The sequence below is a fragment of the Alteripontixanthobacter muriae genome, from assembly GCF_013336795.1.
Classification (GTDB): domain Bacteria; phylum Pseudomonadota; class Alphaproteobacteria; order Sphingomonadales; family Sphingomonadaceae; genus Pseudopontixanthobacter; species Pseudopontixanthobacter muriae.
Genome location: NZ_JAAFZT010000035.1, coordinates 491,707 through 518,056, shown reverse-complemented (window position 1 = coordinate 518,056; position 26,350 = coordinate 491,707). Strand labels below are relative to the sequence as shown.

Annotated in this window: 24 protein-coding genes; 12 read left to right on the top strand and 12 right to left on the bottom strand. The window is 63.9% G+C overall.

Annotated elements, in window-relative coordinates; all coding sequences use genetic code 11:
• The first annotated feature begins 111 nt into the window (after positions 1–111).
• The 3 genes from G7A66_RS12415 to ribA all read left to right on the top strand — a co-directional run bounded on the left by G7A66_RS12415 (position 112) and on the right by ribA (position 2,877).
• The gene (locus G7A66_RS12415) at positions 112–693 is read left to right on the top strand and encodes a LolA family protein (protein ID WP_232366879.1); all 582 of its coding nucleotides are present in this window, start codon (positions 112–114) and stop codon (positions 691–693) included.
• A gap of 286 nt (positions 694–979) precedes the next feature.
• On the top strand, positions 980–1,774 hold the full coding sequence (locus G7A66_RS12410) for an exodeoxyribonuclease III (protein WP_174295933.1): 795 nt from the start codon (positions 980–982) through the stop codon (positions 1,772–1,774).
• Between the two features lie 14 nt (positions 1,775–1,788).
• The gene (gene ribA, locus G7A66_RS12405) at positions 1,789–2,877 is read left to right on the top strand and encodes a GTP cyclohydrolase II (RefSeq protein ID WP_174295932.1); all 1,089 of its coding nucleotides are present in this window, start codon (positions 1,789–1,791) and stop codon (positions 2,875–2,877) included.
• 14 nt (positions 2,878–2,891) lie between these two features.
• On the opposite strand, the gene asd is transcribed toward ribA, so the two are convergent.
• The 4 genes from asd to recQ form a co-directional block, all read right to left on the bottom strand.
• Positions 2,892–3,764: an archaetidylserine decarboxylase gene (asd, locus tag G7A66_RS12400; protein ID WP_206675185.1), complete on the bottom strand. Its 873-nt coding sequence runs from the start codon at positions 3,762–3,764 to the stop codon at positions 2,892–2,894.
• Positions 3,761–4,036, bottom strand: a complete 276-nt coding sequence (locus G7A66_RS12395) for a DksA/TraR family C4-type zinc finger protein (protein ID WP_174295931.1) — start codon at positions 4,034–4,036, stop codon at positions 3,761–3,763. Before G7A66_RS12395 ends, asd begins: the two co-directional genes overlap by 4 nt.
• 65 nt (positions 4,037–4,101) lie before the next feature.
• Positions 4,102–5,100 carry a right-handed parallel beta-helix repeat-containing protein gene (locus G7A66_RS12390; protein WP_174295930.1) on the bottom strand — a complete coding sequence of 333 codons (999 nt, stop codon included), beginning with the start codon at positions 5,098–5,100 and terminating at the stop codon, positions 4,102–4,104.
• Positions 5,101–5,156: 56 nt separating this feature from the next.
• Positions 5,157–6,992 (bottom strand): DNA helicase RecQ, encoded by a 1,836-nt coding sequence (gene recQ, locus G7A66_RS12385; protein ID WP_174295929.1) that lies wholly within the window; start codon positions 6,990–6,992, stop codon positions 5,157–5,159.
• A gap of 158 nt (positions 6,993–7,150) precedes the next feature.
• Between recQ and G7A66_RS12380 the strand changes: the two genes are divergently transcribed.
• The 6 genes from G7A66_RS12380 to phhA all read left to right on the top strand — a co-directional run bounded on the left by G7A66_RS12380 (position 7,151) and on the right by phhA (position 12,519).
• A complete protein-coding gene (locus tag G7A66_RS12380) occupies positions 7,151–7,486 on the top strand; it encodes a hypothetical protein (protein WP_174295928.1) in 336 nt (111 codons plus the stop codon).
• Between the two features lie 129 nt (positions 7,487–7,615).
• A complete protein-coding gene (locus tag G7A66_RS12375; RefSeq protein ID WP_174295927.1) occupies positions 7,616–7,831 on the top strand; it encodes a hypothetical protein in 216 nt (71 codons plus the stop codon).
• A gap of 23 nt (positions 7,832–7,854) precedes the next feature.
• Positions 7,855–9,030 (top strand): acyl-CoA dehydrogenase family protein, encoded by a 1,176-nt coding sequence (locus G7A66_RS12370; protein ID WP_174295926.1) that lies wholly within the window; start codon positions 7,855–7,857, stop codon positions 9,028–9,030.
• Positions 9,031–9,047: 17 nt separating this feature from the next.
• On the top strand, positions 9,048–10,283 hold the full coding sequence (locus G7A66_RS12365; RefSeq protein ID WP_174295925.1) for a CoA transferase: 1,236 nt from the start codon (positions 9,048–9,050) through the stop codon (positions 10,281–10,283).
• Entirely contained in the window at positions 10,280–11,518 is a 1,239-nt protein-coding gene (locus tag G7A66_RS12360; protein ID WP_174295924.1) for an acetyl-CoA C-acetyltransferase, read from the top strand. Before G7A66_RS12365 ends, G7A66_RS12360 begins: the two co-directional genes overlap by 4 nt.
• A gap of 62 nt (positions 11,519–11,580) precedes the next feature.
• Positions 11,581–12,519 (top strand): phenylalanine 4-monooxygenase, encoded by a 939-nt coding sequence (phhA, locus tag G7A66_RS12355; RefSeq protein WP_174295923.1) that lies wholly within the window; start codon positions 11,581–11,583, stop codon positions 12,517–12,519.
• 70 nt (positions 12,520–12,589) lie between these two features.
• On the opposite strand, the gene G7A66_RS12350 is transcribed toward phhA, so the two are convergent.
• The 4 genes from G7A66_RS12350 to G7A66_RS12335 form a co-directional block, all read right to left on the bottom strand.
• Positions 12,590–12,844, bottom strand: a complete 255-nt coding sequence (locus G7A66_RS12350; RefSeq protein WP_206675184.1) for a GlsB/YeaQ/YmgE family stress response membrane protein — start codon at positions 12,842–12,844, stop codon at positions 12,590–12,592.
• Positions 12,845–12,989: 145 nt separating this feature from the next.
• Positions 12,990–13,799, bottom strand: coding sequence for an undecaprenyl-diphosphate phosphatase (locus G7A66_RS12345; protein ID WP_174295921.1), 810 nt, complete (start codon positions 13,797–13,799; stop codon positions 12,990–12,992).
• A 78-nt stretch (positions 13,800–13,877) separates the two neighbouring features.
• Complete coding sequence (locus G7A66_RS12340; protein WP_174295920.1) at positions 13,878–16,010, bottom strand: M13 family metallopeptidase; 2,133 nt, start codon at positions 16,008–16,010, stop codon at positions 13,878–13,880.
• A gap of 187 nt (positions 16,011–16,197) precedes the next feature.
• Positions 16,198–17,931: an ABC transporter transmembrane domain-containing protein gene (locus tag G7A66_RS12335; RefSeq protein ID WP_232366877.1), complete on the bottom strand. Its 1,734-nt coding sequence runs from the start codon at positions 17,929–17,931 to the stop codon at positions 16,198–16,200.
• 354 nt (positions 17,932–18,285) lie between these two features.
• On the opposite strand from G7A66_RS12335, the gene G7A66_RS12330 reads away from it, so the two are divergent.
• Complete coding sequence (locus G7A66_RS12330) at positions 18,286–19,521, top strand: polyhydroxyalkanoate depolymerase (protein WP_174295918.1); 1,236 nt, start codon at positions 18,286–18,288, stop codon at positions 19,519–19,521.
• Between the two features lie 108 nt (positions 19,522–19,629).
• Here G7A66_RS12330 and G7A66_RS12325 read toward each other — a convergent pair whose 3' ends face one another.
• The 4 genes from G7A66_RS12325 to G7A66_RS12310 all read right to left on the bottom strand — a co-directional run bounded on the left by G7A66_RS12325 (position 19,630) and on the right by G7A66_RS12310 (position 22,968).
• A complete protein-coding gene (locus G7A66_RS12325) occupies positions 19,630–20,808 on the bottom strand; it encodes an acetyl-CoA C-acyltransferase (protein WP_174295917.1) in 1,179 nt (392 codons plus the stop codon).
• A gap of 48 nt (positions 20,809–20,856) precedes the next feature.
• Positions 20,857–21,306: a MaoC family dehydratase gene (locus tag G7A66_RS12320; RefSeq protein WP_174295916.1), complete on the bottom strand. Its 450-nt coding sequence runs from the start codon at positions 21,304–21,306 to the stop codon at positions 20,857–20,859.
• 81 nt (positions 21,307–21,387) lie between these two features.
• Complete coding sequence (locus tag G7A66_RS12315; protein WP_174295915.1) at positions 21,388–22,812, bottom strand: DUF5935 domain-containing protein; 1,425 nt, start codon at positions 22,810–22,812, stop codon at positions 21,388–21,390.
• Between the two features lie 3 nt (positions 22,813–22,815).
• Positions 22,816–22,968, bottom strand: coding sequence for a hypothetical protein (locus G7A66_RS12310; RefSeq protein WP_174295914.1), 153 nt, complete (start codon positions 22,966–22,968; stop codon positions 22,816–22,818).
• 100 nt (positions 22,969–23,068) lie between these two features.
• Between G7A66_RS12310 and G7A66_RS12305 the strand changes: the two genes are divergently transcribed.
• On the top strand, positions 23,069–24,319 hold the full coding sequence (locus G7A66_RS12305) for a TIGR04063 family PEP-CTERM/XrtA system glycosyltransferase (RefSeq protein ID WP_174295913.1): 1,251 nt from the start codon (positions 23,069–23,071) through the stop codon (positions 24,317–24,319).
• Positions 24,320–24,384: 65 nt separating this feature from the next.
• A complete protein-coding gene (locus tag G7A66_RS12300; protein ID WP_174295912.1) occupies positions 24,385–26,112 on the top strand; it encodes an MHYT domain-containing protein in 1,728 nt (575 codons plus the stop codon).
• The last annotated feature ends 238 nt before the right edge of the window (positions 26,113–26,350 follow it).

The following is a 26,350-nucleotide window of genomic DNA, read 5'->3' as shown; positions in this document are numbered from 1 at the left end:
ATGACACGGAGCATTCCTATCTTGCACACACCCATCTTGCTCACGATAGCCAAAAAGCCGCTGCGCGCCGCCCTGGCGGCCGCGTTCGCCATCGGCGTACCCTATGCCGCCATGATGCTGCCGGTTACTCCGGCGCTTGCTGCAGCCGGGGATCTCGACCGCGCCGTCGCCGCCCTGCGCGGCATCACCACCATGCGCGCCAGTTTCACGCAGACCGACCGCAACGGACAATCCGTCAATGGCGTGATGACGCTGAAGCGCCCCGGCAAGATCCGTTTTGAATACCAGAAGGGCGTGCCCATGCTGGTGGTATCGAACGGCAAATCGCTGACGCTGGTGGATTACGAAGTGAACCAGGTCCAGCGCTGGCCGATCGCCAATTCGCCGCTGGGTGCGCTGCTCGACCCATCGCGCGATGTGAAGAAATTCGGCAAATTGCTGCCGACCGGCAATTCCGATGTGGTCAGCGTCGAAGTGCGCGACCCGAACAAGCCGGAATTCGGCGTGATGACGATGATCTTCACGAAGAACGCTTCTGCGCCGGGCGGACTTGAACTGACCAACTGGGTCACTCTGGATGCGCAGAACCAGCGCACCACGGTTCGCCTGAAGAACCATCGCTACGGTGTGTCGGTTGCTGACAATTCCTTCACCTATCGCGACCCGCGCAAAACGTCTCGTCGCCCCCGCTGAACCGCTGGCCGCTATACTGTTCCACATACGCGTTACACGGCCCTGATCGTTCATGACGTGGCAAGCCGGAGCGGCGTAGAAAACAGGTGACGAAGCGATCGGAGGTGGGTTTCCCCCCTGTTGCCCTGACCTCCACACAGATCGTTTCGTCAAAGCGTGACGAACGCTGACAAATGAACCCTCGTGCCACTGCCCCCGGCGCGAGGGTTTTTTGCATCCTCTCGCCTTCGCACGGCTTCTTCCCTCCCCGATAGACATGCAGCGCCTGCCGCCCTATCGCCGCGCCATGGTAAAGATTGCCTCCTGGAACATCAATTCCGTCCGCCTGCGGATGCCGATCGTCGAACGCTTCATTACCGAGGAAGCGCCCGATGTCCTGTGCCTGCAGGAGATCAAGACAGTCGAGGAGACCTTCCCTTTCGAAGCCTTTGCAAAGCTGGGCTACGTCCACACGGCCGTGCACGGGCAGAAGGGCTATCATGGCGTCGCCACCGTCAGCCGGATCCCATTGAAGGAACATTCACGCCATGATTGGCAGGACAATGGCGAAGCGCGCCATGTCGGCGTGGAACTGGGCGGCGCAGGCCAGGGCATGGTTGTCGAGAACGTTTATGTGCCCGCTGGCGGTGACATTCCCGACCGCGAGCTGAATGTGAAATTCGGCCAGAAACTGAACTTTCTCGAACGGATGACCCGTTGGGCGGAGAAGGTCGACTGCCCCACCCTGATCGTCGGCGATTTCAACATCGCTCCGCTCGAGAGCGACGTCTGGAACCACAAGCAGCTGCTGAAAGTCGTCAGCCACACCCCGATCGAGGTGGATACGCTTAATAGATTTCGCGACGCCCACGGCTGGAGCGACATCGGCCGCGAACATATACGCGACCCACAGCGTTACTTCAGCTGGTGGAGCTATCGCTCGAAAGACTGGAAGGTCAATGATCGCGGCCGCAGGCTCGATCACATGTGGGCCAGCCCGCAGCTTGCCCGGCAAGCCGTCGCGCATAGCGTGCACGAACACGCCCGCGACTGGGACAAGCCTTCCGACCATGTGCCGCTGGTTACGGAGTTTGATCTCTGAGCCAGGCGGGGTCCATGTCCCCCTCCCCGTCGCGCCGGGTGGCGCTGGCGGTCGATGCCTTGCGCCACGGCTGGCCTCTTGCAGTCGAATGTGCGGCGCAGGACGGCTCGCAAGCCGCAATGCGTATCCTGCTGCCCGTCGAAACTGCGATTGCATCGCAAGCGAGAGCAGAGTTCCTGCTCATCTCAGCGGCCCGCGCGGCGACGCTGAAGCTTGGCAACCAGCGCGCAGCCGCGGCGCCGCACGCGCCGGTGCTGATGTCCGGCGTGGAACATTTCGACCTCTCCGCCGCCCTGGCGGTCGCCGACCCCGCTCTCGATCTTGCCTCACCCATGAAGGGTCCCTTCCGCGCGGCCCCGCTGCCGTGGCACGATGCCGCGGTCGCGGCGCTGGAACTTGCGCGTATCGCCGGCATTCTTCCCGCCTTCATGGTTGATCCGTCCAATGCAGGCGAGGCGCAGCCCGTATCGCCCGCCGATCTCGACGCCTTTGCCGACCCGGCCCGCCTCGCCATCGCCACTCGCGCCCGGCTTCCGGTCGCAGCGGCAGAGGATACGGAAATCGTCGCCTTCCGCAGCCCCGACGATCTGCGCGAACATGTTGCCCTGATCATCGGCCAGCAGAATGGCGACCGCGTGCCCCTGATCCGGCTGCATTCCGAATGCCTGACAGGCGACATCCTCGGCAGCCTTAAATGCGATTGCGGGCCGCAGCTCGATGCAGCGCTCGCCGCCATGGCAGAGGAAGCGGCGAATGGCGGTTGGGGCGTGTTGCTGTATCTGCGGCAGGAAGGGCGCGGCATTGGCCTCGTCAACAAGATGCGCGCCTACAAATTGCAGGATCAGGGCTTCGACACGGTGGACGCGAATCGCCGGCTCGGCTTACCCGAAGAGGCGCGCGATTTCCCGGTCGCGGCGCGGATGCTCGACCTGCTGAATATAAGGGAAGTGCGGCTGATGACGAACAATCCGGCGAAGGTCACGGCGCTGGAACAGGCGGGTACGCGTATCGTCGAGCGGGTGGCACACCAGCTGCCGGCCAATCCGCACAACGCCCGCTATCTCGATACCAAGCGCGACCGCGCCGGGCATTTGCTGCGCTGAACCGGCGCGCGTTGCTATTCCGCGTCCAGGCGGCGAGCGATGGCCTGCCCCATGCGCACCTTGTCGCCGGGGCGGAAGTCGGCCAGCCATTCGATGCGGCCTTCCTCGAACAATAGCACGACGGTCGAACCGAGCAGGAACTTGCCCATCTCGTCCCCTGCTTCGTAGGACGGCGCTTCCCCGCCTTCCGCTTCCGCAAGAACGGAGCGGATCAGCGCCTTGCCATGCGGTTCGACCGGGCCGGACCAAGAAGTTTCGATGCCCGCCACGATCATCGCGCCGACCATCACGCTCGCCACCGTGCCGAGTTCCGTATCGAAGATGCAGGCGAGCCGTTCGTTGCGGGCGAACAGCCCCTCGACACCCTGCGCCGTCGCGGCATTGACCGAAAATAGCTGCCCCGGCACATAGGTGGTGCTGGCCAGCGTTCCCGAAACGGGCATGTGGACGCGGTGATAATCGCGCGGAGACAGGTAGATCGTCGCGAACTGGCCATTGTGGAACCGCCGCGCCAGATCGGCATCGCCGCCCAGCAATTCGCGCACCGAAAAGTCGCGTCCCTTGGCCTGCACGATGCGCCCGTCGGTAATGCGGCCAAGCTGGCTGATCGCGCCATCCGCCGGGCTGACGATGTGGCGCGAGGCATCGGCGATGGGCCGGGCGTCGTGCTTCAGTGTGCGGGTGAAGAAGTCGTTGAAGCTCTTGTAATCGCGCTCGGGCCGTTCGGCTTCGCCCATGTCGACATCATAAGCGAGGATGAAACGCCGGATCAGCAGATCCTTGATCCACGGATTCTCGCTGGCGGCGAAGCGCCCGGCGAAACGGGACAGACCATGATGGGGCAGGGCATGCTGCAACCAGACGAAGGGTTTGCTCACAATACTCATCGAAGCTGGCTGTCCTTGCTGCCGCGGCGATTCATCGCGCTATGCCGCACCTGTCCGTCGCGTGTCCCCTGGCAATTGATGCAGGTGCGGGTGCCGGGGAGCGCCTTGCGCCGCTTTGCCGCTATAGCCTCGCCGCAATCGTCGCAATATCTCGCCCCCAAACCGGAGGCGCTGGCCGCAGCCATGCGCGCCCGTGCGGCAGCAACCGCGTCGCTTACCGTGTCGTCGATCTGGTCCTGAACCGCGCCATCACGCGTCCACCCGCCTGCCATGCCATACTCCTTTTGCCGTCAACGGACGGGGAGCAAGCGCGGTTCCGGCCAGGCTTTCCGGCCAGTCAGCGGCGTTCGAAGGCCTGCAGCCCCACGCCAAGCCGGTTTTCGCCGATATCCAGCCGGTCACCCGACCAGTCTGCGACGAAAGTGGTGTTGCGCGCCAGATCGGGTACGAGGCGCGCATCATTGCCTGCGATCCGCAAACCATCGGCGCTGTGGTTCTGCTGTTCCGCGGCGATGGCAATGAAGGCGGAATAATTTTCCTTGTCGCGGCCCTGCACGAACCAATTGTCGGTGATCGAACCGGAAGCGCCTGCGGGCAGGTCGATCATGTAATTGGTGCCGCGCCCCTGCGAATCGTCGAAGCTGTTGTTCGCGATCTCCACTTGGCCCGCCCGCGCCTTGACGTAATGGCCGCCGGTGCCGGCTTCGAACCGGCTGCGCGTGACGCGGAGCATGCCGTAATCGCCGACATAGATGGAATGGACGCAGCCGCCCGCCCCTTCGCAGGTGCCCAGCCCGCTAAAGGTCGATTTGTCGATGATGATGACGGAGGCCGGATCGTCGGCGGTGAGGATGCCCTGCTGGCTGTCTTCGAAACGGCTTTGCGCCACCGTCAGATCGCCACGCTCCAGCCGGATGCCGGCGCCATTGGTGTCGGGCACGGCCATGCCGCGAAAGGTGAGGCCCACGACATTTGCCTCGCGCCCGCGCAGCACCAGCGCCGCCTTGCCTTCACAGGTCGTGCCATCGAAGATCGCCGCGCCGGGTCCGGCGATGAAATACGAAACGCGCCCCGCCTGCTGCACCGCGCATTGGCGATAGATCCCGGGCGCGACGGCGATCGTGCCGGTGGCATCGCCGATGGAATCGACGGCGTCCTGAAGATTGGCGAAGCCGCGCCCGGTTTCGGTGACGGTAAATGCCGCGGCGTTCTCCTGCGCCATCAGCGCCGCCATCGGAATGGCCGCGACGGCAAGCGCCGCCAGTGCAAGCGGCCACGCAAGCGAGATGCGCTCTGCAGGTTCGCGTTCCGGCGGGGTTCGGGCGGGCTTATCCATGGACGGCAACCTGAACGAGAATGGTTAACGGAGTGTCAAGCCCAATCCCTCCAGGTCTAATCCGCATTGCGGATCGCCGCCACGAAGGCGTCGCCATAGGCTTCCAGCTTCTTTGCCCCCACTCCGGCGATGCGCGACAGGGCATCGCGGCTGTCGGGCCGATTCGCGGCCATCTCGCGCAGGGTGGAATCGTGGAAGATGACGTAGGGCGGCACCTGCGCCTCCTGCGCCAGTTCGCGGCGCAATTCGCGCAAGGCATCGAACAGCGGATCCCCGACCGGGTTCGCGGCATTGTCCCGCGCCCCGCCCCGCCCCCTGCCGCTGCGCCGCTCCTTCTTCGGCGGCAGGACCATCTCCACCGCCTGCTCGCCTTTCAGGATCGCGCGCGCATCGCCGCCCAGCGCCAGCCCGCCGTGATCGGTCGCCACCAACGCCCCGCGCGCTTGCAAGGCGCGGGCCAAGGGGCGCAGCAGCGGCGCCTCGCCCGGATCCACGATGCCGAACACGCTCAGCCGGTCGTGCCCGCGCTGTTCAATCCGTTCGTCCGACGCGCCGGTCAGAACCTTCTGCAGATGGCCGAAGCCGAAGCTCTGCCCTGTCCGATAAGCCGCCGAGAGCAGCTTGCGCGCCATCTCGCTGGCATCCACCATCGCGGGCGGGTTCAGGCAATTGTCGCAATTGCCGCATTGCGGCGGCGGGTCTTCGCCGAAATGGCGGAGCAAAATGGCGCGGCGGCAACCCGGCGCCTCCACCAGCCCGGCTAGCACGTCCAGCCGCGTGCGCTCCCCCGCCTGCCGTGCGGCGTCCAGTTCCTGCAAACGGCTGCGCGCCTGCACGAAATCGCCCGCGCCCCACAGCATGACTGCCTGCGCCGGATCGCCGTCCCGGCCGGCGCGGCCCGTCTCCTGGTAATAGGCCTCGATGCTCTTCGGAATGCCCGCATGAGCGACGAAGCGCACATCGGGCTTGTCGATGCCCATGCCGAAGGCGATGGTGGCGACCATCACCATGTCCTCGCTCGCGACGAAAGCAGCCTGGTTCGCGGCGCGGCGCTCGGGCGGCAGCCCTGCGTGATAGGGCAGAACGTCTCGCTGCGTGGCGGATGCGAGGCTGTCCGCCAGTTCCTCCACCTTGCGGCGGGTGGGGGCGTAGATGATGCCGGGGCCGGGGTGATCGGCCATCACCTGTGCCAATTGCCGCTGCAGGCCGTCTCGCGGGCGGATGGCGTAGGTTATGTTGGACCGGTCGAACCCGGCGACGATCAAACCTGCTTCGGGAATGCCCAGCTGCGTCAGTATATCGGCGCGGGTATGCGCATCCGCCGTTGCCGTCAGTGCCAGGCGCGCCACATCGGGGAATGCATCCATGAGGGGGCGCAGCTGGCGGTAATCGGGGCGGAAATCATGGCCCCATTCGGAAACGCAATGCGCTTCGTCGATGGCGAACAGGGCGAGCGGCGCGGCGGTCAGCATGTCGCGGAAACCGGGCTGGCTCGCCCGTTCCGGCGCGACATAGAGCAGATCCAGCTCGCCTGCCCGGAACGCATCCTGCGTCTCGCGCCAATCGGCATCGGCGCTTGTCAGCGTGGCGGCGCGGATGCCGTTCTCGCGTGCCGAGCGCAACTGGTCGTGCATCAGGGCGATCAGCGGGCTGATGACGAGGCAGGTGCCCCGCAGCATCGTCGCCGGAAGCTGGTAGGTCAGGGACTTGCCTGCGCCTGTCGGCATGACCGCGAGCGTGGACTGTCCGCCCAGCACACGTTCGACCACCTGCGGCTGAACTCCGCGAAAATCATCGAACCCGAAGATGCGGCGCAGGGCCTCGCGCGCGGCAATCTCGGAAGGCGGGGCGCTGCCTGGCGATGGGGCAATGTCGGACGAGGGGGAATCCATCTGCCGCCTGTGACAGATCGGCGGCTGGGGGTGAATGGCGCGGCGCGCGTTTTTTGCATTTCCAGCAGCTTTTCGCCCCGCTACAAGGCGCTGCACGTTGCGGCGGTAGTGCACACACCGGCGCGGCACCCTCTTTTACCATTACGGAGATTGCCCCCATGAAGAAACTCGCTCGCGCCGCCATTGCCTCGGCCACGCTGTTCGCCCTCGCCGCCTGCGGTTCCGCCGACGATGCCAACGAAGAAGCGATGGCCGACAATGTCGAGATCCCGGCAGACGATGCGATGGCTCCAATTGTCGAAGCCCCCGTCGCCGACCCCGCCATCAACGAGCCGGTCATCGATACCGAAACCATGGAAAACCCGGCTGCCGTGACCGAAAGCGAGCAGGTGCGCGCCGAGACCGCTGCGACAAGCGCCGCGGATGTCGCCGCTCGCGCGCAGGCCGCAGCCGCCGAGGCCGCGACCGCCACCGCCGAAGACCGGATGGAATAAGCAGCGCATCATTTTTACGCGGCGATCTGCCCGCGTGAAGCGCCAGTGCCGTAGCGTCGGCACGAAAGGATCGGAAGCGGGGGCGTCGCAGCAGCGATTCCCCCGCTTTTCCTTTGCCCATCGCGCGCTATGGTGGCCGCAATGCTTCGCTTTGCACCCCCGGCCGGCCTCGCCGCATTGCTGACGCTTGTCGCCGGATGCGCCCCAGCGGCTGAAGAAAGCGTGGTGGACGAGGTCGGCCCCGACGAAGCGCGCGCCCTTGAAGAGGCTGCAACGATGCTGCGCGAACGGCCCGAAGACGCCGCCGACACACCAGCCGAAGCTGCGAAAACAGCGACCCCCTGAAACGATTCGAGAGAGGATTACCCATGGCCGAGCACGGAATGGACCAGGAGACCTTCGGACAGTTCATCGAACAGCTTGAACGCTATGTCCGCGAACGGCTGATCCCGGCCGAGGAAGACATCATCGCAAACGACCGCATCCCCGAGGACATCCTCGACGAGATGCGCGACATGGGCCTGTTCGGCCTGACCATGCCGGAAGAATATGGCGGTGCGGCGATGAACACGGCGCAATATGTCGAAACGATCCGCGTGCTGTCCTATGCGCTGCCTGCCTATCGTTCGATCATCTCGATCAACATCGGCATGGTCTGTTCCGCGCTGAAGAACGGCGGAACCGAAGCGCAAAAGCAGGAATGGCTGCCCCGCCTCGCCGCTGGCGAAATCGCCTGCTTCGGCCTGACGGAGCCGGGATCGGGCTCCGATTCCGCCGCGATGCAGACCACCGCGCGCATGGATGGCAACGAATGGGTGCTGAACGGCACCAAGCGTTATATCACCAACTCGCCGCATGCGAAGCTGGGCCTCATCATGGCCCGCACTTCGAAAGAGAACCAGCCCAAGAACGCCCATGTCAGCGCCTTCCTGGTGCCGATGGACACGGATGGCGTGTCGGTCGGCAAGCCGGACAAGAAGATGGGCCAGTCCGGCAGCCACATCGCGGACGTCATGCTCGACGACGTGCGCCTACCCGCAGACGCCTTGCTAGGCGGCGAGGAAGGCCAGGGATTCCGCTTCGCCATGCAGAGCCTCGACAATGGCCGCCTGTCCATCGCCGCTGCCAGTTGCGGTTATGGCAAGCGCATCCTCGACACCGCGCTGCGCTATTCGACCGAACGGCAGGCATTCGGTGAACCGATCTCTCAATTTCAGCTGATCCAGGCGATGCTGGCCGACAGCCGGGCCGAACTCTATGCCGGGGAATGCATGTTGCGCGATGCGGCGGCGCGGGTGGATGCGAAGGAGAAGAGCATCATCGAGGCCGCATCGGCGAAGATGTTCTGTTCCGAAATGTGCAACCGCATCGCCGACCGCTGCGTGCAGGTGCATGGCGGCGCGGGCTATCTGGCGGAATATGAGGCGGAGCGCTTCTATCGCGACAGCCGCATCTACACGATCTACGAAGGCACCACGCAGATCCTGCAACTGGTGATCGCCAAGAACATGCTGCGCGACTTCGCCGCCGGGGCGCAAAGATAGGGCGGGAAACGCACGTCATGCAGGACATGCTTTCCGGCCTTTCGATCATCGAGGCGTCCAGCTTCGTCGCCTCTCCCACCGCAGGGCTCTATTGCGCGCAGATGGGCGCGGATGTCGTGCGTGTCGACCAGATCGGCGGCGGGCCGGACTTCACGCGCTATCACGTAACGGACGAGAACCATTCGCTTGCCTGGGAGAACCTCAATCGCGGCAAGCGCAGCGTGGCGCTGGACCTGCGCAGCGGCGAAGGGCGGGAACTGCTGGTCGAACTGGCCCGCGCCACCGGGCAGCTGATCACCAATTTTCCGCAGAACAGCTTCCTGTCGCATGATGTTGTGGCGCATGGCGATCCTGACATGATCACCCTGCGGATCATGGGCTGGGCCGATGGCGCCCAGGCGATGGATTTCACCGTCAACGCCGCCGTCGGTTATCCATATTTGACCGGCAAGAAGGACCAAGACGGGCGCGAACACCCGGTCAATCATGCCCTGCCCGCGTGGGATCTGCTGACCGGGGCCTATTCCGCTTTCGCCTTGCTCGCCGCCCTGCGCAAACGTGAGGCGGGCGGCGGCGGCGGGGAAATTCGCGTGCCGCTGGGCGATGTCGCCATCGGCACGGTCGGTATGCTCGGCGGCATTGCCGAGGTGCTGTATCAGCAGGGCGACCGCGACCGGCAGGGCAACGATATCTGGGGTGCCTGGGGCCGCGATTTCACCACGCGCGACGGGGAGCGGATCATGCTCGCCGCGCTCACTTCAAAGCAATGGAACGCTATCGTCTCGGTGCTGAATATCGCGGCTGAGGTCGCGGAGATCGAAGCAATGCACGGGGTAGAATTCGCGCCCAGCGATCACAATCGCTACGTTCACCGCGAAGAACTGTTCGCGCTGGTCGAACCGCGCATCGCTTCCCGCACCTCGGACGACGTACTCGCCGCGCTGGAGGCGGCAGGCGCGACTTTCAGCCGCTATCGCACGCCCTACGAGGCCGCCCGCGATCCGCAACTGGTTACCGAAAATCCGCTGTTCGGCACGTCGCCACCCAATCCCAGCGGATTCGACTATCCCGCCAACGGCGCCTTCGCCAATCTAGCGGGGGCGCCGCGCAGCCGGCCCGCCGCCGCGCCGCGCAACGGGCAGCACACCGAACAGGTGCTCGCAGAAAGGCTCGGCCTGTCATCGCGCGTGATCGGTGACCTTGTCGATCGCAACATCGCCCATGACGCCTCGCAGATAAAGGATTTGCCATGACCACCCGCCCCTTACGCCGTGCCGCCATCGTCAGCCCAATCCGCACCGCCGTGGGCAAGTTCGGCGGCGCGCTGGCCCCGCTCGAGGCAGGCGAACTCGGCGCGATCATCCTCAAGGCGCTGGTCGAACGCACCGGGATCGACGCCGCGCGAGTCGATGATGTCATTTTTAGCCAAGGCTATGGCAGCGGCGAGGCACCCTGCATCGGCCACTGGTCGTGGCTGGCCGCCGATCTCCCGCTGGAAGTGCCGGGCTATCAGCTCGACCGCCGCTGCGGATCGGGCCTGCAGGCGCTCGCCAATGCGGCGATGATGGTCCAGACCGGCAATGCCGACATGGTGGCAGTGGGCGGCGTCGAAAGCATGTCCAATGTCGAACATTACACCACCGATCTGCGCGACGGCGTGCGCGCGGGCAACGTCACCCTGCACGACCGGCTGACACGCGGGCGGGTAATGAGCCAGCCCATCGAACGCTTCGGTGTCATTGCGGGCATGATCGAGACTGCCGAGAATCTCGCCAAGGATTACGGCATCACGCGCGAGGAAGCCGATGCCTTCGCGGTCCGGTCGCAGCACAATGCCGCCGCCGCGTGGGACGCGGGCAAGTTCGACGATTACCTCGTCCCCGTCAGCGTTCCGCAACGCCGGGGCGAACCGGTAATCTTCGACCGTGACGAGGGCGTCCGCCCCGACGCGAGTGTGGAGTCGCTCAGCAAATTGCGCGCCCTGGAGGGCAAGACCAATCCAGATGCCATCGTGACCGCCGGGAACGCCAGCCAGCAGAACGATGCGGCCGCCGCCTGCCTGGTGGTGGGCGAGGATATGCTGGAGGAGATGGGCGTCGAACCCATCGCCTGGTTCACCGGCTGGGCCGGGGCGGGCTGCGACCCGTCGCGCATGGGCATCGGCCCCGTGCCTGCGGTCGAGCGCCTGTTCCGCCAGACCGGCATGGGCTGGGACGATATCGGCATGATCGAACTCAACGAAGCCTTCGCGGCGCAGGTTCTGGCGGTTCTGAAGGGCTGGGGCTGGTCCAGGGACGATGCCCGCATGGACATTCTCAACGTCAATGGTTCGGGCATTTCGCTCGGCCATCCGATCGGCGCGACGGGCCTGCGCATCCTGGCCGACATGACTCACGAAATGCAGCGGCGGAAGGTCCAATACGGGCTGGAGACCATGTGCATCGGCGGCGGTCAGGGGCTGGCGGCGATCATCGAGCGCGCCGCCTGACGGGCAAGCGGGCTTCATCGCATTTGTCACCCCTGCACAGGGGTGCTAGAAACCCGCGCATCATGGCTACGATCGTACAACCCGAAAGCGACTTTTCCGCCCTCCCCGAAATGCCGGAGGACGTGTTCACCGCGCCTTTGAAGAAGCCCGAGCATCTCGGCGCCGACTGGCTGGAGCCTTCGCAGGCGTCCTATGACGGCGATGACGATGCGATCTGGGACGATCTGTTCGACCGCCAGATGGGCGTTTTGCCGGGGCGCGCGGCCACGGCCTTCATGCAGGGTCTGGAGAAGCTGGACCTCGGGCGTGGCGGCGTTCCGGAATTCGCGCGCCTGTCTGAAGAACTGGATGCACTGACCGGGTGGAGCGTCGTGCCCGTCCCTATGCTTATACCCGATCACGTCTTCTTCTGGCACCTGGCCAACCGGCGGTTCCCGGCGGGAAATTTTATTCGCACGCGCGAAACCTTCGATTACATTCAGGAACCCGACGTCTTTCACGACGTGTTCGGCCATGTGCCGATGCTGACCGACCCCGTTTATGCCGATTACATGCAGGAATATGGCAAGGCCGGCTGGAAGGCGATGCGCTATAATCGGCTGAAAGCGCTGGGCGCGCTCTACTGGTACACGGTGGAATTCGGCCTGATGATGGAAGGCGACGAGTTGCGCGCCTATGGCGCTGGCATCCTGTCAGGTCCGACCGAGGTCAAATTCGCTGTCGAGGCAGCTTCGCCCAACCGCATCATGCTGAATGTCGATCGCGTGATGCGGACAGATTACGTCATCAGCGACCTGCAGCCGACCTATTTCGTTATCGAAAGCTTCGAGGATCTCTACCGCCAGACGGTGGAACGGGATTTCGACCGGCTGTATCGCGCTTTGCCGCCTGCCTTCACCTATGCCAATTCGGCGGTGATCGATGTCGACAATGTGGTGCAGCACGGAACACAGGAATATCTGCTGCGCGGTGGACGCGGGAGCGGTGCAAGCCCGGTCTGACAGGTAACTTCGCCATAGTCATTATTCGAACAAGAGCAGTTTCAGCAGCAATCGGGCCGGTAATTTGGTTTCAGTGCGCGATGATCTTGCGTAATGCGTTGATCGCGATGAGAAGACCGGTTGCTCCGATTACGGAGAGCAGCAGGGCAGTGCCGCTGATGCCGTAGAGGATGGATTCGCTGTTGGTCAGGACACCAGCCAACAGCGTACCGCCGATGCCCACGGCGATGTTCAGGGCCAGCCCCTGAAAATCATTCAACTGCAGGATGATTGCCGCAAGCCAGCCCAGAATAGCGCCGACGGCAATCAGCAACAAAAGTGCCATTTCTTATCCTTTATCAACTGACAAGGATAATGGCTGAATAGCTGCTTGTTTCCCGCAATTCCGCCGAAAAGTACGAATGTTGCAAGATTGCAACAATCGCCCATTCCGCTACGCCGCGTCGTAAGAGGGGCCAGTCAGGGAAAGGTCACGCCAACAGAAGCCAGGCCAGCGATGCGCTGCCGACAACGATGCGATACCAGGCGAAGGGCTTGAACCCGTGCCTGGATACATAAGCCACGAAGGCGCGGATCACGATCATCGCGGCGATGAATGCGGCGGTAAAGCCGACCGCGATCTCGTCCCATCCGATGACGGCATTGCCCGCCATCAATGCGGGATCGCCCACCACCTTCACCGTCGCCGCGCCCAGCATGGTCGGCACAGCGAGGAAGAAGGAAAATTCCGCCGCGGTCTTGCGCCCGACTCCCATCGCCAGGGCGCCCATGATGGTGGCGCCTGACCGGCTGGTGCCGGGGATCATGGCGAGGCACTGCACGAACCCGACGCCGATCGCCATGCGCCAGGACAGGCCTTCGACGCCTACATCTTCCTTGGGAGTGATGGTCTTCTCCAGCACGAGGATCGCGATCCCGCCCAGGATCAGCGCGACGGAAACGGTAAGCGGACTTTCCAGCATCGCATCGATCGCATCTTCCGCCAGCAGGCCGATCACGGCCGCGGGCATGAAGGCGAGCAATATGTTGCGGGTGAACAGCAGCGCCTTCGTCTCGCGCCGCAGCAGCCCCGTTCCCATGTCCCAGAATAGCGACCAGTAGGTGACGACGACCGCCAGAATGGCGCCGAGCTGGATGACGATGTTGAATTGCCGCCATTGCCCGGGGTCATAGCCGAAGAAGGTCTGCGCGAGGATCAGATGCCCTGTCGAGGAGATCGGCAGGAATTCGGCCACCCCTTCGAGCAGGCCGAGCAGGAGTGCGGTGACGGTCAGGTTCATGGCCGCTTCGTCAAAAGGAAAGGGCGGCACAAGTCAAGCTGACCCGCACCGCCCCGTGTTATTCCTGTATTCTGTGCCTTACCAGATACGCACGCGCTCTTCCGGCGGCAGGTACAATTCGTCGTCGGGCGTCACGTTGAACGCCTTGTACCATGCGTCCAGATTCCGCACCGCGCCGTTGACACGGTAGATTTCCGGGGAATGCGGATCGGTCTGCAGACGCTGACGTCCCATTTCCTCACGCTGCATCGAACGCCAGACCTGCGCCCAGGCGAGGAAGAAACGCTGGTCGCCGGTCAAACCGTCGATCACCGGCGCTTCCTTGCCGTCCAGCGACAGGCGATAGGCGCGGTATGCCATCGAAAGCCCGCCCACATCGCCGATATTCTCGCCGAGCGTGAACTTGCCGTTCACACAGGTCTCCCCTGCATCATAGGGGCAGTACGCATCATATTGAGCAGCCAGCGCGCTGGTCAGCTTTTCGAAGCGGGCGAGGTCTTCTTCCGCCCACCAGTTCTGCAGCTTGCCGGACGCATCGTATTTCGCGCCCTGATCGTCGAAGCCGTGGCCCATTTCATGGCCGATGACTCCGCCGATCGCGCCGTAGTTCACGGCCGGATCGACATTCGGCCCGAAGAAGGGCTGCTGCAGGATGGCCGCCGGAAACACGATCTCGTTGAAGGTCGGGTTGTAATAGGCGTTCACCGTCTGGGGCAGCATGAACCATTCGGTCTTGTCGACCGGCGTGCCCAGCTTGGCCAGATTGTCCTTCTGCTGCCAATCCTGTGCCGCAAGGCGGTTACCCAGCGGATCGTTGCCTGATATGTTGAGCCCTTCATAGGTCTCGAACTCGTCGGGATAGCCGATCTTCGGGTTGAAGGACGCCAGCTTGGCCATTGCCTGTTCACGGGTCGCCGCGCCCATGAAGGCGTTTTCCTTCAGGCTTTCCGCCATCGCGAGCCGCAGGTTCGCGACCAGCTCGTCCATCTGAGCCTTGCTCTCGGCCGGGAAGTAGCGGTCGACATAGGCCTTGCCCAGCACTTCGCCGAGCTGGCTCTGCGTGTTGGAGATGGCCCGCTTCCAGCGCGGTTCCTGCTGCTCGGTACCCGACAACGTCTTGCCGTAGAAGGCGAAGCGCGCATCGTCGATCTCGCTCGGCAGGACGCTGGCGTTGGACGACAGGAACTGCGCGGCCATATAGGCCTTCAGCGTCGCGAGCGGCGTCTGCGTCAGCAGTTCCATCATGCCGGGAACACCGCCGCCGATACCGGCCAGCGTTTCGGGCGTCAGGCCCAGTTGCTCGGCTTCTTCCGCGCTGGGCGGAATCTGCGAGACGGAGAAATACGGCTCGTCGTCGAGGCCGATCTGCGACAGCACGGTGGAGAGTGGGAAATCCCCGGCCATCTGCGCCAGTTCGGCACGGCTGACCTTGTTGTAGGTCAGGTCGCTGTTGCGCAGGGCAACACGGTCCCATTCGCGAAGAGCGCCCTGCCGTTCGAATTCGTAAACGGCTTCGGCGGATGCCTCGGGATCTTCGTAGCCAGCCTTGCCGAGCAGGAAAGTCAGGTAATCCTTGTAGGCGGAGCGAATGGTTTCGTTCCGCTCATTGTCGACGAGGTAATAATCGCGATCGGGCAGACCCATCACCGAAAAGCCGAGCGCCGGAATATAGGCGTCCGGATCTTTCTGATCGACCGTAACACCGCCACCGATGATCGAGGGGAAGCCCGGCTGTTCGAACAGCATGGCGAGTTCGTTCAGCGAATTGGCGCCGTAAATCTTCTGCAGGTAAGGCTGCGCGGGGGCGAGGCCGGCAGCGTCAATGGCCTGCGTGTTCACGAAAGCGTTGTAGGCATCGACGATGCGGCGTTCCTGCGTGCCCGGCGCGGGGCTGGACGCAACCAATTCATCGACCAGCGTGCGGACATCTTCGCGCGACTTCTCGTTCAACGCGTCGAACGAACCGTAACGCGACTTGTCGGCAGGAATCTCGTTTTCCGCGACCCATTTGCCGTTCACATATTCGAAGAAGTCGTCGCCGGGATCGACAGCGGGATCGAGGCTGGAGGGGTTTACACCCCAGGTACCGTAATCGACGGTCGGCATTGCCGCGGCTCGTGCCGTGCTCTGGCTGTCGGTCTGAGCCAGGGCCGGATTGGCCGTGGCGAGTGCGGCGGCACAGACGCCGGCTGCAAGTATAGATCTGAGCATGTTTTCCCAATCTTTCTATTTATTTCTGAACCTTGTTAGCAAAGCGATGCTGAACGAAGGCTGAGATGCGGCGGAGTATAGCATCGATCGCACCTCGTGTGCTTCTGTTGCGTATCTGCTTGTCGAATGATGACAGCCGTTGGTCGATTGCTCGCAGCTGCGCTTCACCGCGTGAAATCCCATTGCCTCAGGACGAGGCGCCTACATCGGCGAATTGCAGCGAGGCGAGCCGCGCGTAGAGGCCGCCTGCCCGCGACAGTTCCGCATGGGTGCCCTGCTCCACGATGCGTCCCGCCTCCATCACCACGATGCGGTCGGCCTTGCGGACGGTCGCCAGCCGGTGCGCGATGACCAGTGTCGTGCGGTGCTGCATCAGCCGGTCGAGCGCCTGCTGAACCGCCTGTTCGCTTTCCGCGTCCAGCGCGCTGGTCGCTTCGTCCAGCAGCAGGATGGGCGCATCGCGCAGCAATGCCCTGGCAATGGCGATCCGCTGCTGCTGACCGCCCGACATGCGCGTTCCGCTCTCGCCCAGATAGGTGTCGAGGCCCTGCGGCAGTTCCTGCAGAAAGTGTAGCGCATTGGCGGCCCTGGCCGCGTCCAGGATCGAATCCTCCGACGCGTCCCAAGCACCATAACGCAGATTGTCGCGGGCATTGGCGGAAAACAGCACCCCGTCCTGCGGCACGAAAGCGAAGCGCTGGCGGATCTCGGCAGGATCGACCGCGGTGAGCGGGACGCCGTCCAGCCGGATTGATCCTGCCTGGGGATCGTAAAACCGTTCCGCCAGCTGGAAGATCGTGCTCTTGCCCGCGCCCGAGGGGCCGACAATGGCGACGGTTTCACCCGGCTCCACCTCCAGCGAGAAATCCACCAGCGCGGCGGTTTCGGGCCGGGTGGGATAGCGGAAGGTCACATTGCGGAAGGACAGGCTGCCGCGCGGCGGGATCGGTAGGGCAAGCGGACGAGCAGGCGGAGCGATGGTGGGAGCCTGGCGCAGCAATTCGTCCAGCCGGCTGGCGGCACCGGCGCCGCGCAGCAGGTCGCCATAGACCTCGGTCAAGGCTCCGAACGCCCCCGCCACGATGATGCCCGCGATGACGAAGGCCACGATGGTGCCGCCGCTCAGGTCACCGCTCACCACCATCAGCGCGCCGCGCCACATGACCAGCGTCAGCGCGCCGAAGACGAGAGTGATGATGATCGCGGTCATCACCGCACGGATCAGGATGCGTTTCTTCGCCGTGTCGAAAGTCGCCTCCACCGCCTCGCCGAAGCGCGCACCTTCGCGGCGTTCCTGCCCGAAGGCCTGCACGATCTTCATCGCGCCGAGCACCTCGGACACCATCGCGCCCACATCGGCCACGCGGTCCTGGCTCGACCGGCTGACATCGCGAAGCCGCCGCCCGAACAGGACGATGGGGATGATGATGACCGGAATGGCGATGAACAGGGTGACGCTGAGTTCCGGGGCCAGCCAGAACAGATAGGCCGTGCCGAGGATCGCCATGATGGCATTGCGCAGGGCAACCGAAACGGTGGTGCCGACCACCTGTTCGATGATCGCGGTGTCCGACGTCATGCGCGAGGAGATCTCCTTGGGCGAATTCTCCTCGAAAAAGGCAGGGGCGAGCCGCATCAGGTTCCGATGCACCGCACTCCGAATGTCCGCCACCACGCGTTCGCCAAGCCAGCTGACAAAATAGAAGCGGAAGGCCGTGGCGATGCCGAGCACGATCACGATCATCAGCAGGTAACGGAACCAGCGGGCAATATCGGCAGGGTCACCCCCTTCGGCGAACCCACGATCGACCACGAGACGCAGACCAGCGGGGATGCCCAACGTCGCCAGCGCGCTGACGAGCAGGGCAGCCCAGGCAAACGCCAGTTGGCGCGGATATTGGCGGGCATGGTCCCAGACCATCCGCAAGGGGCCAAGCGACTTCGCCTTGGCGTCCGGGTCCGGCTCGGCAGCTTGAGCATCCGCCTCATTGCCGAAATCCTGCGGCTCTGCGGCATCCTTCGCCTGGCGGAGCGCGTCGGAGTTCGCCTCCCCTTTCCCGCGGGAGTGCACGCGGGAGAGGGTGAAATCGTCGCTACCGGCTCGATCGGTTTCGGAATGATCCATCGCAGCTTCCTCTAGCCCCCTGGCGGCTCGAAATCCAGAGACCGCCCGCCCGACATTGTGGCCAAAACCGCAAGGCAAGTTGCAAATAGCAACTCCGATGCGCATATTGCACTGCACAATAGACTGAATTCATTCTCCAGGGGCCGCCAAATGCTGTATCACGCCTATGAACTGCAACGTGCCTGGCTATCCAGCGCCAGCGCCATCGCCTCCATCAGCGCCGAGATTCTGTCCAACCCGCGCCTGCCGATCGGCTACAACGGGCTGGGCCCCATGGCCGCCAGCGCGCTCGAAGTGTTCGCCCATGCAGCACAGACTCGCGGCAAGCCCGAATTCGGTATCGAGAGCGTGAAGATCGGCGGAAAAGCCCGGGCGATCACGCAGTCCGTCGTCATGCACAAGGCGTTTGGCGACCTGCTCCGCTTCACCCGCGAAGGTCTGCCAAAGGACGCGCCTCGCCTGCTGATCGTCGCCCCGATGAGCGGTCATTTCGCCACCCTGCTGCGCGGCACGGTCGAACGGATGGTCGAGAATTGCGAAGTCTACATCACCGACTGGCACGACGCCAAGCTGGTGCCATTGAGCGAGGGCCAGTTCGACCTCGACGATTACATCGATTACCTGATCGAGTTCATCGCCCATATTGCGCAGGAGGATGGTGGCCGCGCGCCTCACGTCATGGCGGTGTGCCAGCCTTCGGTTCCGGCTCTGGCCGCGACGGCAATCATGAACGGCAACGATCACCCCGCCACGCCCGCCACGCTGACGATGATGGGTGGCCCCATCGACACGCGGAAATCACCGACGACCGTCAACGATCTGGCGATGGACCGCCCGCTCAGCTGGTTTCGCCAGAACGTCATCGCGACCGTGCCGATGAGCTATCCCGGTGCCGGAAGGCGCGTCTATCCGGGCTTCCTGCAGCTCGCCAGTTTCATGAGCATGAACCTCGGCAATCACATGCTGAGCCATTACGAGATGTTCAAGCACCTCACCGCAGGCGACGACGAAAGCGCGCAATTGTCGAAGGATTTCTACGACGAATACCGCAGCGTCGCCGACATGACGGCGGAATTCTATCTGCAGACGGTGGAGGAGGTTTTCCAGACTCACTCCCTGCCCGAAGGCACCTTCACCCACCGCGGCCAGCGGGTCGATCTCGGCGCCATTGACAAGACGGCGATCCTGGCGGTCGAAGGCGAGCGCGACGATATTTCCGGCATCGGCCAGACCAAGGCGGCGCTCGGGCTCGCGACCGGATTGGAAGGCGCCAAGAAGCAGTATTATCTGGCGGAAGGCGCCGGGCATTACGGCATCTTCAACGGCAGCAAGTGGCGCGGCAAGGTAGCGCCGACTGTGGAAGCCTTCATGGCCGAGCAAGCCTGAGGCATCAGGCCCGGGCCGAACTCCCGGCGATTCCTCCGCAAAAGAAAAGGGCGGCACCCGTTTGCGGGGCCGCCCTTTTTCATTTCTGCGTGCAAGGTGCGGCGTGGGTCAGAATACCTCGAACAGACCCGCTGCGCCCATGCCGCCGCCCACGCACATGGTCACGACGACATATTTCACGCCGCGACGCTTGCCTTCGATCAGCGCATGGCCGGTGCAGCGTGCGCCCGTCATGCCATAGGGGTGGCCGATGGAGATGGAGCCGCCGTTCACGTTCAGAATGTCGCCATCGATGCCCAGCTTGTCCTGGCAATAGAGCACCTGCACGGCGAAGGCTTCGTTGAGTTCCCACAGGCCGATGTCCGACACCTTGAGGTCGAAGCGTTCGAGCAGGCGCGGGATAGCGAAGATTGGGCCAATGCCCATTTCGTCAGGCTCGGTCCCGTGCACGGCCATGCCGACATAGCGGCCCAGCGGTTCCAGACCCATCTTCTCGGCCAGTTTCGCTTCCATGACGATGCTGGCGCTTGACCCGTCGGAAAGCTGGCTGGCGTTACCGGCTGTGATCGAACCGTTCGGCAGCACCGGGTTCAGCTTCTGCAGGCCTTCGATATTGGTCGAGGGACGATTGCCCTCGTCCTTGGAGAGGGTGATTTCCTTGTCGGAAATTTCGCCCGATTCCTTGTCCTGCACCTTCATCGTGGTGGTCACTTCGACGATTTCGTCGTCGAACTTGCCCGCTTCCTGTGCGGCGGCGGTGCGCTGCTGACTGGACAGGGCGTATTCGTCCTGGCGCTGGCGGCTGATGCCATAGCGGTCGGCCACGGTTTCCGCCGTCTGCAGCATCGGCATGTAGATGGCGTTATGCATCTGCAGGAGCTGCGGGTCGGGCATGACGCGCATTTCCTTCGTCTGCACCAGGCTGATCGATTCCTGACCGCCGGCGGCGACGATGTCCATGCGGTCGGTAATGACCTGCTTGGCCGCGGTCGCGATGCTCATCAGGCCCGACGAGCACTGGCGGTCGATGGTCATGCCCGAAACGGAGATCGGCAGGCCCGAGCGCAGCGCCACCTGGCGGCCGAGATTGCCGGCCTGCGCGCCCTGCTGCAGCGCGCTGCCCCAGACGACGTCATCGACTTGGCCACCTTCGATCCCGGCGCGCTCGACCGCGGCCTTCAGGGAATAGGAGCCGAGCGTCGCGCCCGGAGTAGCGTTGAAGGCGCCCTTGTAAGCGCGGCCAATGGGAGTGCGGGCGGTCGATACGATCACTGCGTCGCGTGTCATGATTTACCTCTTTCGTCGAATGTGATGGTGTGAAGGGAGTGGAAGCGATCAGAGGAAATACTGCGTCATCCATTCGCAGATGAGGGCGGGCTTGTCCTCGCCTTCGATCTCGATGGTGATTTCCACCGTCTGCTGCCACTGGCCAGGGCGCTTCTCGTTCATCTCGAGCATCTTCCAGTGACCGCGAATGCGCTTGCCGGAACGGACGGGCGAGATGAAACGCGTCTTGTTGCCGCCGTAATTCACCGCCATCTTGATGCCGTCGACGCGCGGAACGTCGCTGTTCGCGGTCAGATAGGGGATCATCGACAGGGTCAGGAACCCATGGGCGATGGTGCCGCCGAACGGCGTCATCCTGGCCTTTTCCTCGTCCACATGGATGAACTGGTGGTCGCCGGTCGCCTCGGCGAACTGGTTGATGCGTTCCTGACTCATCTCGACCCATTCGCTGGTGCCGATATTCTCGCCGGTCTTTGCCTGAATGTCCTGCGGGCTCATGCCTTGGCTCCTCTTATCCTGTGAATTGCTGCGCTTTCATGGCGCATCATCCGGCGGAGCGCAACGCGCGCTGCGCTGCCGTTACGGCAATGCGGAAGGCGTCAGGCCAGTCCGGTCCGCGCCCGGGGCGAACGGTGGCGGACGGCGGTTGCGCGCCGTCGATTCGCGCTGCCGGCAATAGCTCCAGAGGCCGATCTGCAGCCCGATCAGCATCAGGATGAACGGCTGATAAGCGATGCCCTGGAACAATGCGCCGACCAGATAGACGATCTGCGCCAGCTGCAACGCGCTGGCGAGCGGAGCCTGCCATGTGTCGATGGCTGCAGGCTCGGGCGCTTGCGAGCCGCCCTTCTTCACTGAAGGGTGTTCCGGAATCCGCCAGCGCCGCCGTAGCCTCTCCATCTGCCACAGCCCGCTCACCTGCAGCGCGATCCAGATCAGGAACCCCGGCCAGCCCTGCTCGCCCAGAACTTCGAAATAGGCCGAATGATAGGCCCGCGCCTCGTCCGTCACTGCTTCCGAACGGATGGAGCGGTTATTGCCCTCCCCCGTGACGACTGGAATGTCATAGGTAAAGCTATTGCCGCGATAGGCATCGAAGCCGCCGCCGAGCGGCTTCTGCGCGACGTAATCCAGCGTCCAATCCCAGACAGCCACGCGGGTCGAGGCGGATTCATCGCCTTTGTATTCGCCGATGGTCGCCATCCGCTCGTAATAGCTTTGCGGCAGGAACGGCAGCGCCGCCAGCGCCAGCATCGTCCCTCCGGCAATGTACAGGAACCGCCGCCGCGCATCGCGCAGCAGCAGCATCGCAAGCGCAGCGATACACAGGAGGCCCGTTCGCGCCTCCGTTCCGACAGGGATCAGCAGGCAGGCGAAAATCAGCGCATAAGCGAAGGTCTTCACTCGCCAGTCCGGCGGGAAGATGGTGCCATGCCGCGTGAACCACAGCACCAGCGGGATGATCGCCACGGCGATGGTCGCCAGCGTGGAGCTTTCGTATACGCCGCTATTGTCGTTCACGAAGAGATGCAGCCCGCCATACCCGCCGCCGCCCAGCGCCGTCTTGATCCCACCGGAAATGATGATCGCCCCTGCCGTCAGCAGCATGACCAGCGCCGCCGCCTCGATCCGCAAGCGCGTGGTCAGCGTCAGCGGCAGGAATATGGCAAAGACCAGCGCCTTCCAGACCCAACCCCATTTCTCCAGCGCGGCTTCCGGAAAATCGGCGTTCAGCGTTGTCCACCCGCTGTAGATCAGCAGGAGGACCATCAGGAACTGGCGATATGTGAAGCGGCTACCCCGCTTGCTGTCGGCCAGCAGCCAGCCCGCGAAGGCCGCGCAGAAGGCGATGAGCGACAAAGGCAGCGCCGCCGTCAGCGACCAGCCGATCTTCTGCGGCGCCAGGATGTCGATATAGATATAAGCCAGCACCCACAGGAACGGGCGCTTCACTCCAAGGGCAAGCAGCCCCATGATGAAGGCGAACAGCGCGAGATCCAGCATCGCCTAGCGCGGCCTTTCGCGTCTGGGCGGACGGGATGTCTCTAGTCCGGTGGCTTCCGCATCCTCTACCCGATCCAGATCGCCGCGCGACAACAGCCGAATCGCGGCGATCGCGATCAGCAGATGCGTCAGGCCGAGGGCGAAATAGTCGATCAAGGAAACGCTTTCTCCAGAGAGGGTCTGCAATGCAAATGGATCGTGCGGCTACCAGATTGCGGTTGACGCGGCGTTAAGTCTGTCATGTCATAGGCCATCCATGACTCGCGTCCTTCACCTGCTCGATCATTCCCTGCCGCTGCATAGCGGCTATTCCTTCCGCACGCGCGCCATTTTGAAGGCGCAGCAGGCGGCAGGTCTGGATGTGCGCGGGCTGACCGGACTGCGCCACGAAAGCGGCCATTCGATCACTCTGTCGTCAGTGGAGGAGAGCGACGGGCTGATCTTCCATCGCACCCCGGGCGTAGCGGAAGGGCCCCCAGCGATCCGCGAATGGCGGGAAGTCGCCCGTTTCGCAGAGGCAGCGGAGCGGGTCGTGCGCGACTGGAAGCCCGACATCCTGCACGCCCATTCCCCCTTCCTGTGCGGCATGGCCGGACTCAAGGTTGCGCGGAAATTCGATCTGCCGCTCGTCTATGAAATTCGCGCCTTCTGGGAGGATGCCGCCGTCGGCAACGGTTTGGGCCGCGCCGGATCGCTGAAGTACCGCATGACCCGGCAGTTCGAGAACCGGGTCGTCGCGGGCGCGGATGCGGTTTTCACCATCTGCCACGGCCTGCGGGACGATCTGATCGCGCGGGGGTTTCCGCCGGGCAAGATCGGCATTTCGCCCAACGGCGTGGACCTGTCGCTATTCGGCGAGCCAGCGAAGCGGAGTGACGGTCTGGCGCAGGAACTGGGTCTCGGCGGTGTATCAGACGATGGTCCTGTTATCGGCTTCATCGGCAGCTTCTACGATTACGAGGGGCTGGACGATCTCGTCGCCGCCATGCCGCTGCTGCGCGAAAAATCGCCCGATGCCCGGCTGCTGCTGGTCGGCGGCGGCCCGCGCGAGGATGCCCTGAAGGTGCAGGCGGCAGCGCTCGGCCCTGGCGATTCGGTCATCTTTGCAGGCAGGGTGCCTCATAACCAGGTGGAGCGATATTACTCGCTGATCGACATCCTCGCCTATCCGCGCAAGGCCAGCCGCCTGACCGAACTGGTGACGCCGCTGAAGCCGCTGGAGGCGATGGCGCAAGGGCGCATCGTCGCTGCATCGGACGTCGGCGGCCACCGCGAACTGATCCGCGATGGCGAGACCGGCATCCTGTTTCCGCCGGACGATCCGGCCGCCTGCGCAGAGGCGCTGTCGCGTTGCTGGGCCGACCGGGCGAGGTGGGGTGCGATGCGTGCCCGCGCACAGGCGCATGTCGCGGCGCGGCATGACTGGGCAAAGAATGTGCATAATTATCAAACCGTTTACCAAAGCTTGTTAGCCGATGCTGCAAGGCAGAGCCGCGCAGCCGCATGAGCATGGGTGCGCCGGACCGGCCTTGAGGGGCGACCCTCGCGGTGCAGCGACAGGGACGTTATGAATTGGGCGAGCAGATGACAGGCGAGGCAAGACACAGCAGCGGAAGATCGCGCCCGGCGAAGGCACCGATCAGTTCCCACGCGGCATTTCCGGCGATCGTCGCCCTGTGGTTTGCCGCACTGCTCGGGCTCGGTAGCCTGATCCTGCCCGTGGCCCTGTTCGAATCTGTCAGCCGCGCTGCCAATCTGGGTGCAATCCTTCCTGCCGCCGCACCGCCGCTCGGCGTATCTGCGCGGATCGGAATAGCGAGCCTTGCAGCCATCGTCGGCGGCCTGTTGGGGCTGTTGATCGCGCGGCGGGTCGCCCGCTTGCAAGCGGCCGATGCTCCGCGCGAACGCGATCCGCTCGCGCCGCTCCTGCGAACGGGCGACAGCCATCCCGATGCACCGCTGAAGCGCCCCATTTTCGCACATGCGGAACTGGGATCCCAGCGGCTGGACGATCCCCTGGATGCCGATGCCGAGCCTGCCGACCGGCCGCTCGGGATTCGTCGCCGGTCTCTTTCACTCACCGGGGATAGCGGCCGCAGTGAATATCTCGGCAGCGCGCCCGTGTCCGGGGAAACTGCGGCGGCGCAGCCGCATTTCTCGCTGCACGAAGAGACTGAGGAAATTATTCCCGACAGCGAAACGCTCGCACCTGATCTGCCGGGCAACGACTTCGCCGACCAGGTCGAGATTGCCGCAGATCGTGACGATACGCTGGACCTCGGCGCATTTGCCAAGCCGGAGGAGATTACCTTCCCTGACCCGGAGCCTGCGTACGAAAAGGGCTTTTCAGCACAAGACCAGGCGCAGGAAGCAGCGGCGTCACGGGAAGACAAGCCGTTCGAACACATGAGCCTTGCGGAACTGGTGGACCGCTTCGCACGCTCGCTGCAGGGCCGGGGCCGGCCCGAGCCGGCAGGCGATGCCACCCTTCTGCGCGCCGCGCTTCCAGATCATCAGGATTTCCCGGCAGATTTGTCTGAGCCCGACGGCGGTCCGGCCGGCAATTTTGTCGACCACCGCGATGGTTCCGATCACGAAACATCGCCACCGAACCGGGAGCCCGAAGCCTCGCTCCAGCCCCCGCACGCCGAGCATGAAGAGGGCACTTTCAGGGCATCGAAAGCCGAATATATTCCGGCCGCCTTGCGCCCGCTTGTCTTTGCAGAAGAGGCGGCCGAGGACGAGGGCGCGGATGACGATTTCCGCATCGATTTTTCAGGCTCGCACCGCTTGTTCGGTCCTCCCGAGATTTCCGGCCCCGAGACTTCCGGCCAAGAGACTTCCGGCCAAGAGACTTCTGGCATGCAGGTGCCCGCTGCTCTTGCCGATCCTGTCGCAATGGCAATCGCAGCCAGCGATGACGAGGAAGATGACTCGGACGATGATTTTGACGGTTTCAGTTCACTCCTGGCCATGAAGCGCCCGCTCGAGACCGGGCGTGAAACCGTTCGGATCGACGATGAGCTGGCGCAAGGAGACGGTGATTTCACGGAACCTGTGGTGACGTTCCCAGGTCAGGACCCGCGCCCGTTTGCACGCCGACTGGCTCAGGACCCGGACGCCGGAGGCGCGCGCGCAAGCGCAAGGCCGTTCGATGCGCCGGACAATCTGCACAGCCTGCCCGGCGCGCGCCCTGCGCCTTCGACCGCGCCGCCGCCCCGCCGCCCCGATCCCGCAGCCAGCGAAAAGGCCCTGCGTGATGCGCTTGAGAAGCTGCAACGGATGAGCGGAGCAGCCTGAACCTGCGGGTGCGGCGCGGGTTCGCCCTGCCCACACGCTTTTGGAATTTCTATCGGCGGCCAAAGGCGAACTGCGCCATCTCGCAGTTGCAAAAAACCGTTCCTTTCTTCAATAAGCCCCTTCGCGATATATTTGCTGCTTGAGGCAGCGCAATTACGTGCGCTTCGTTTCCGGCGCCTCGCTCCCGGTTCGCCGGGGTGGGCGGCCCGGAGAGCGAGCGGGTTGGCGGGATGGAAAG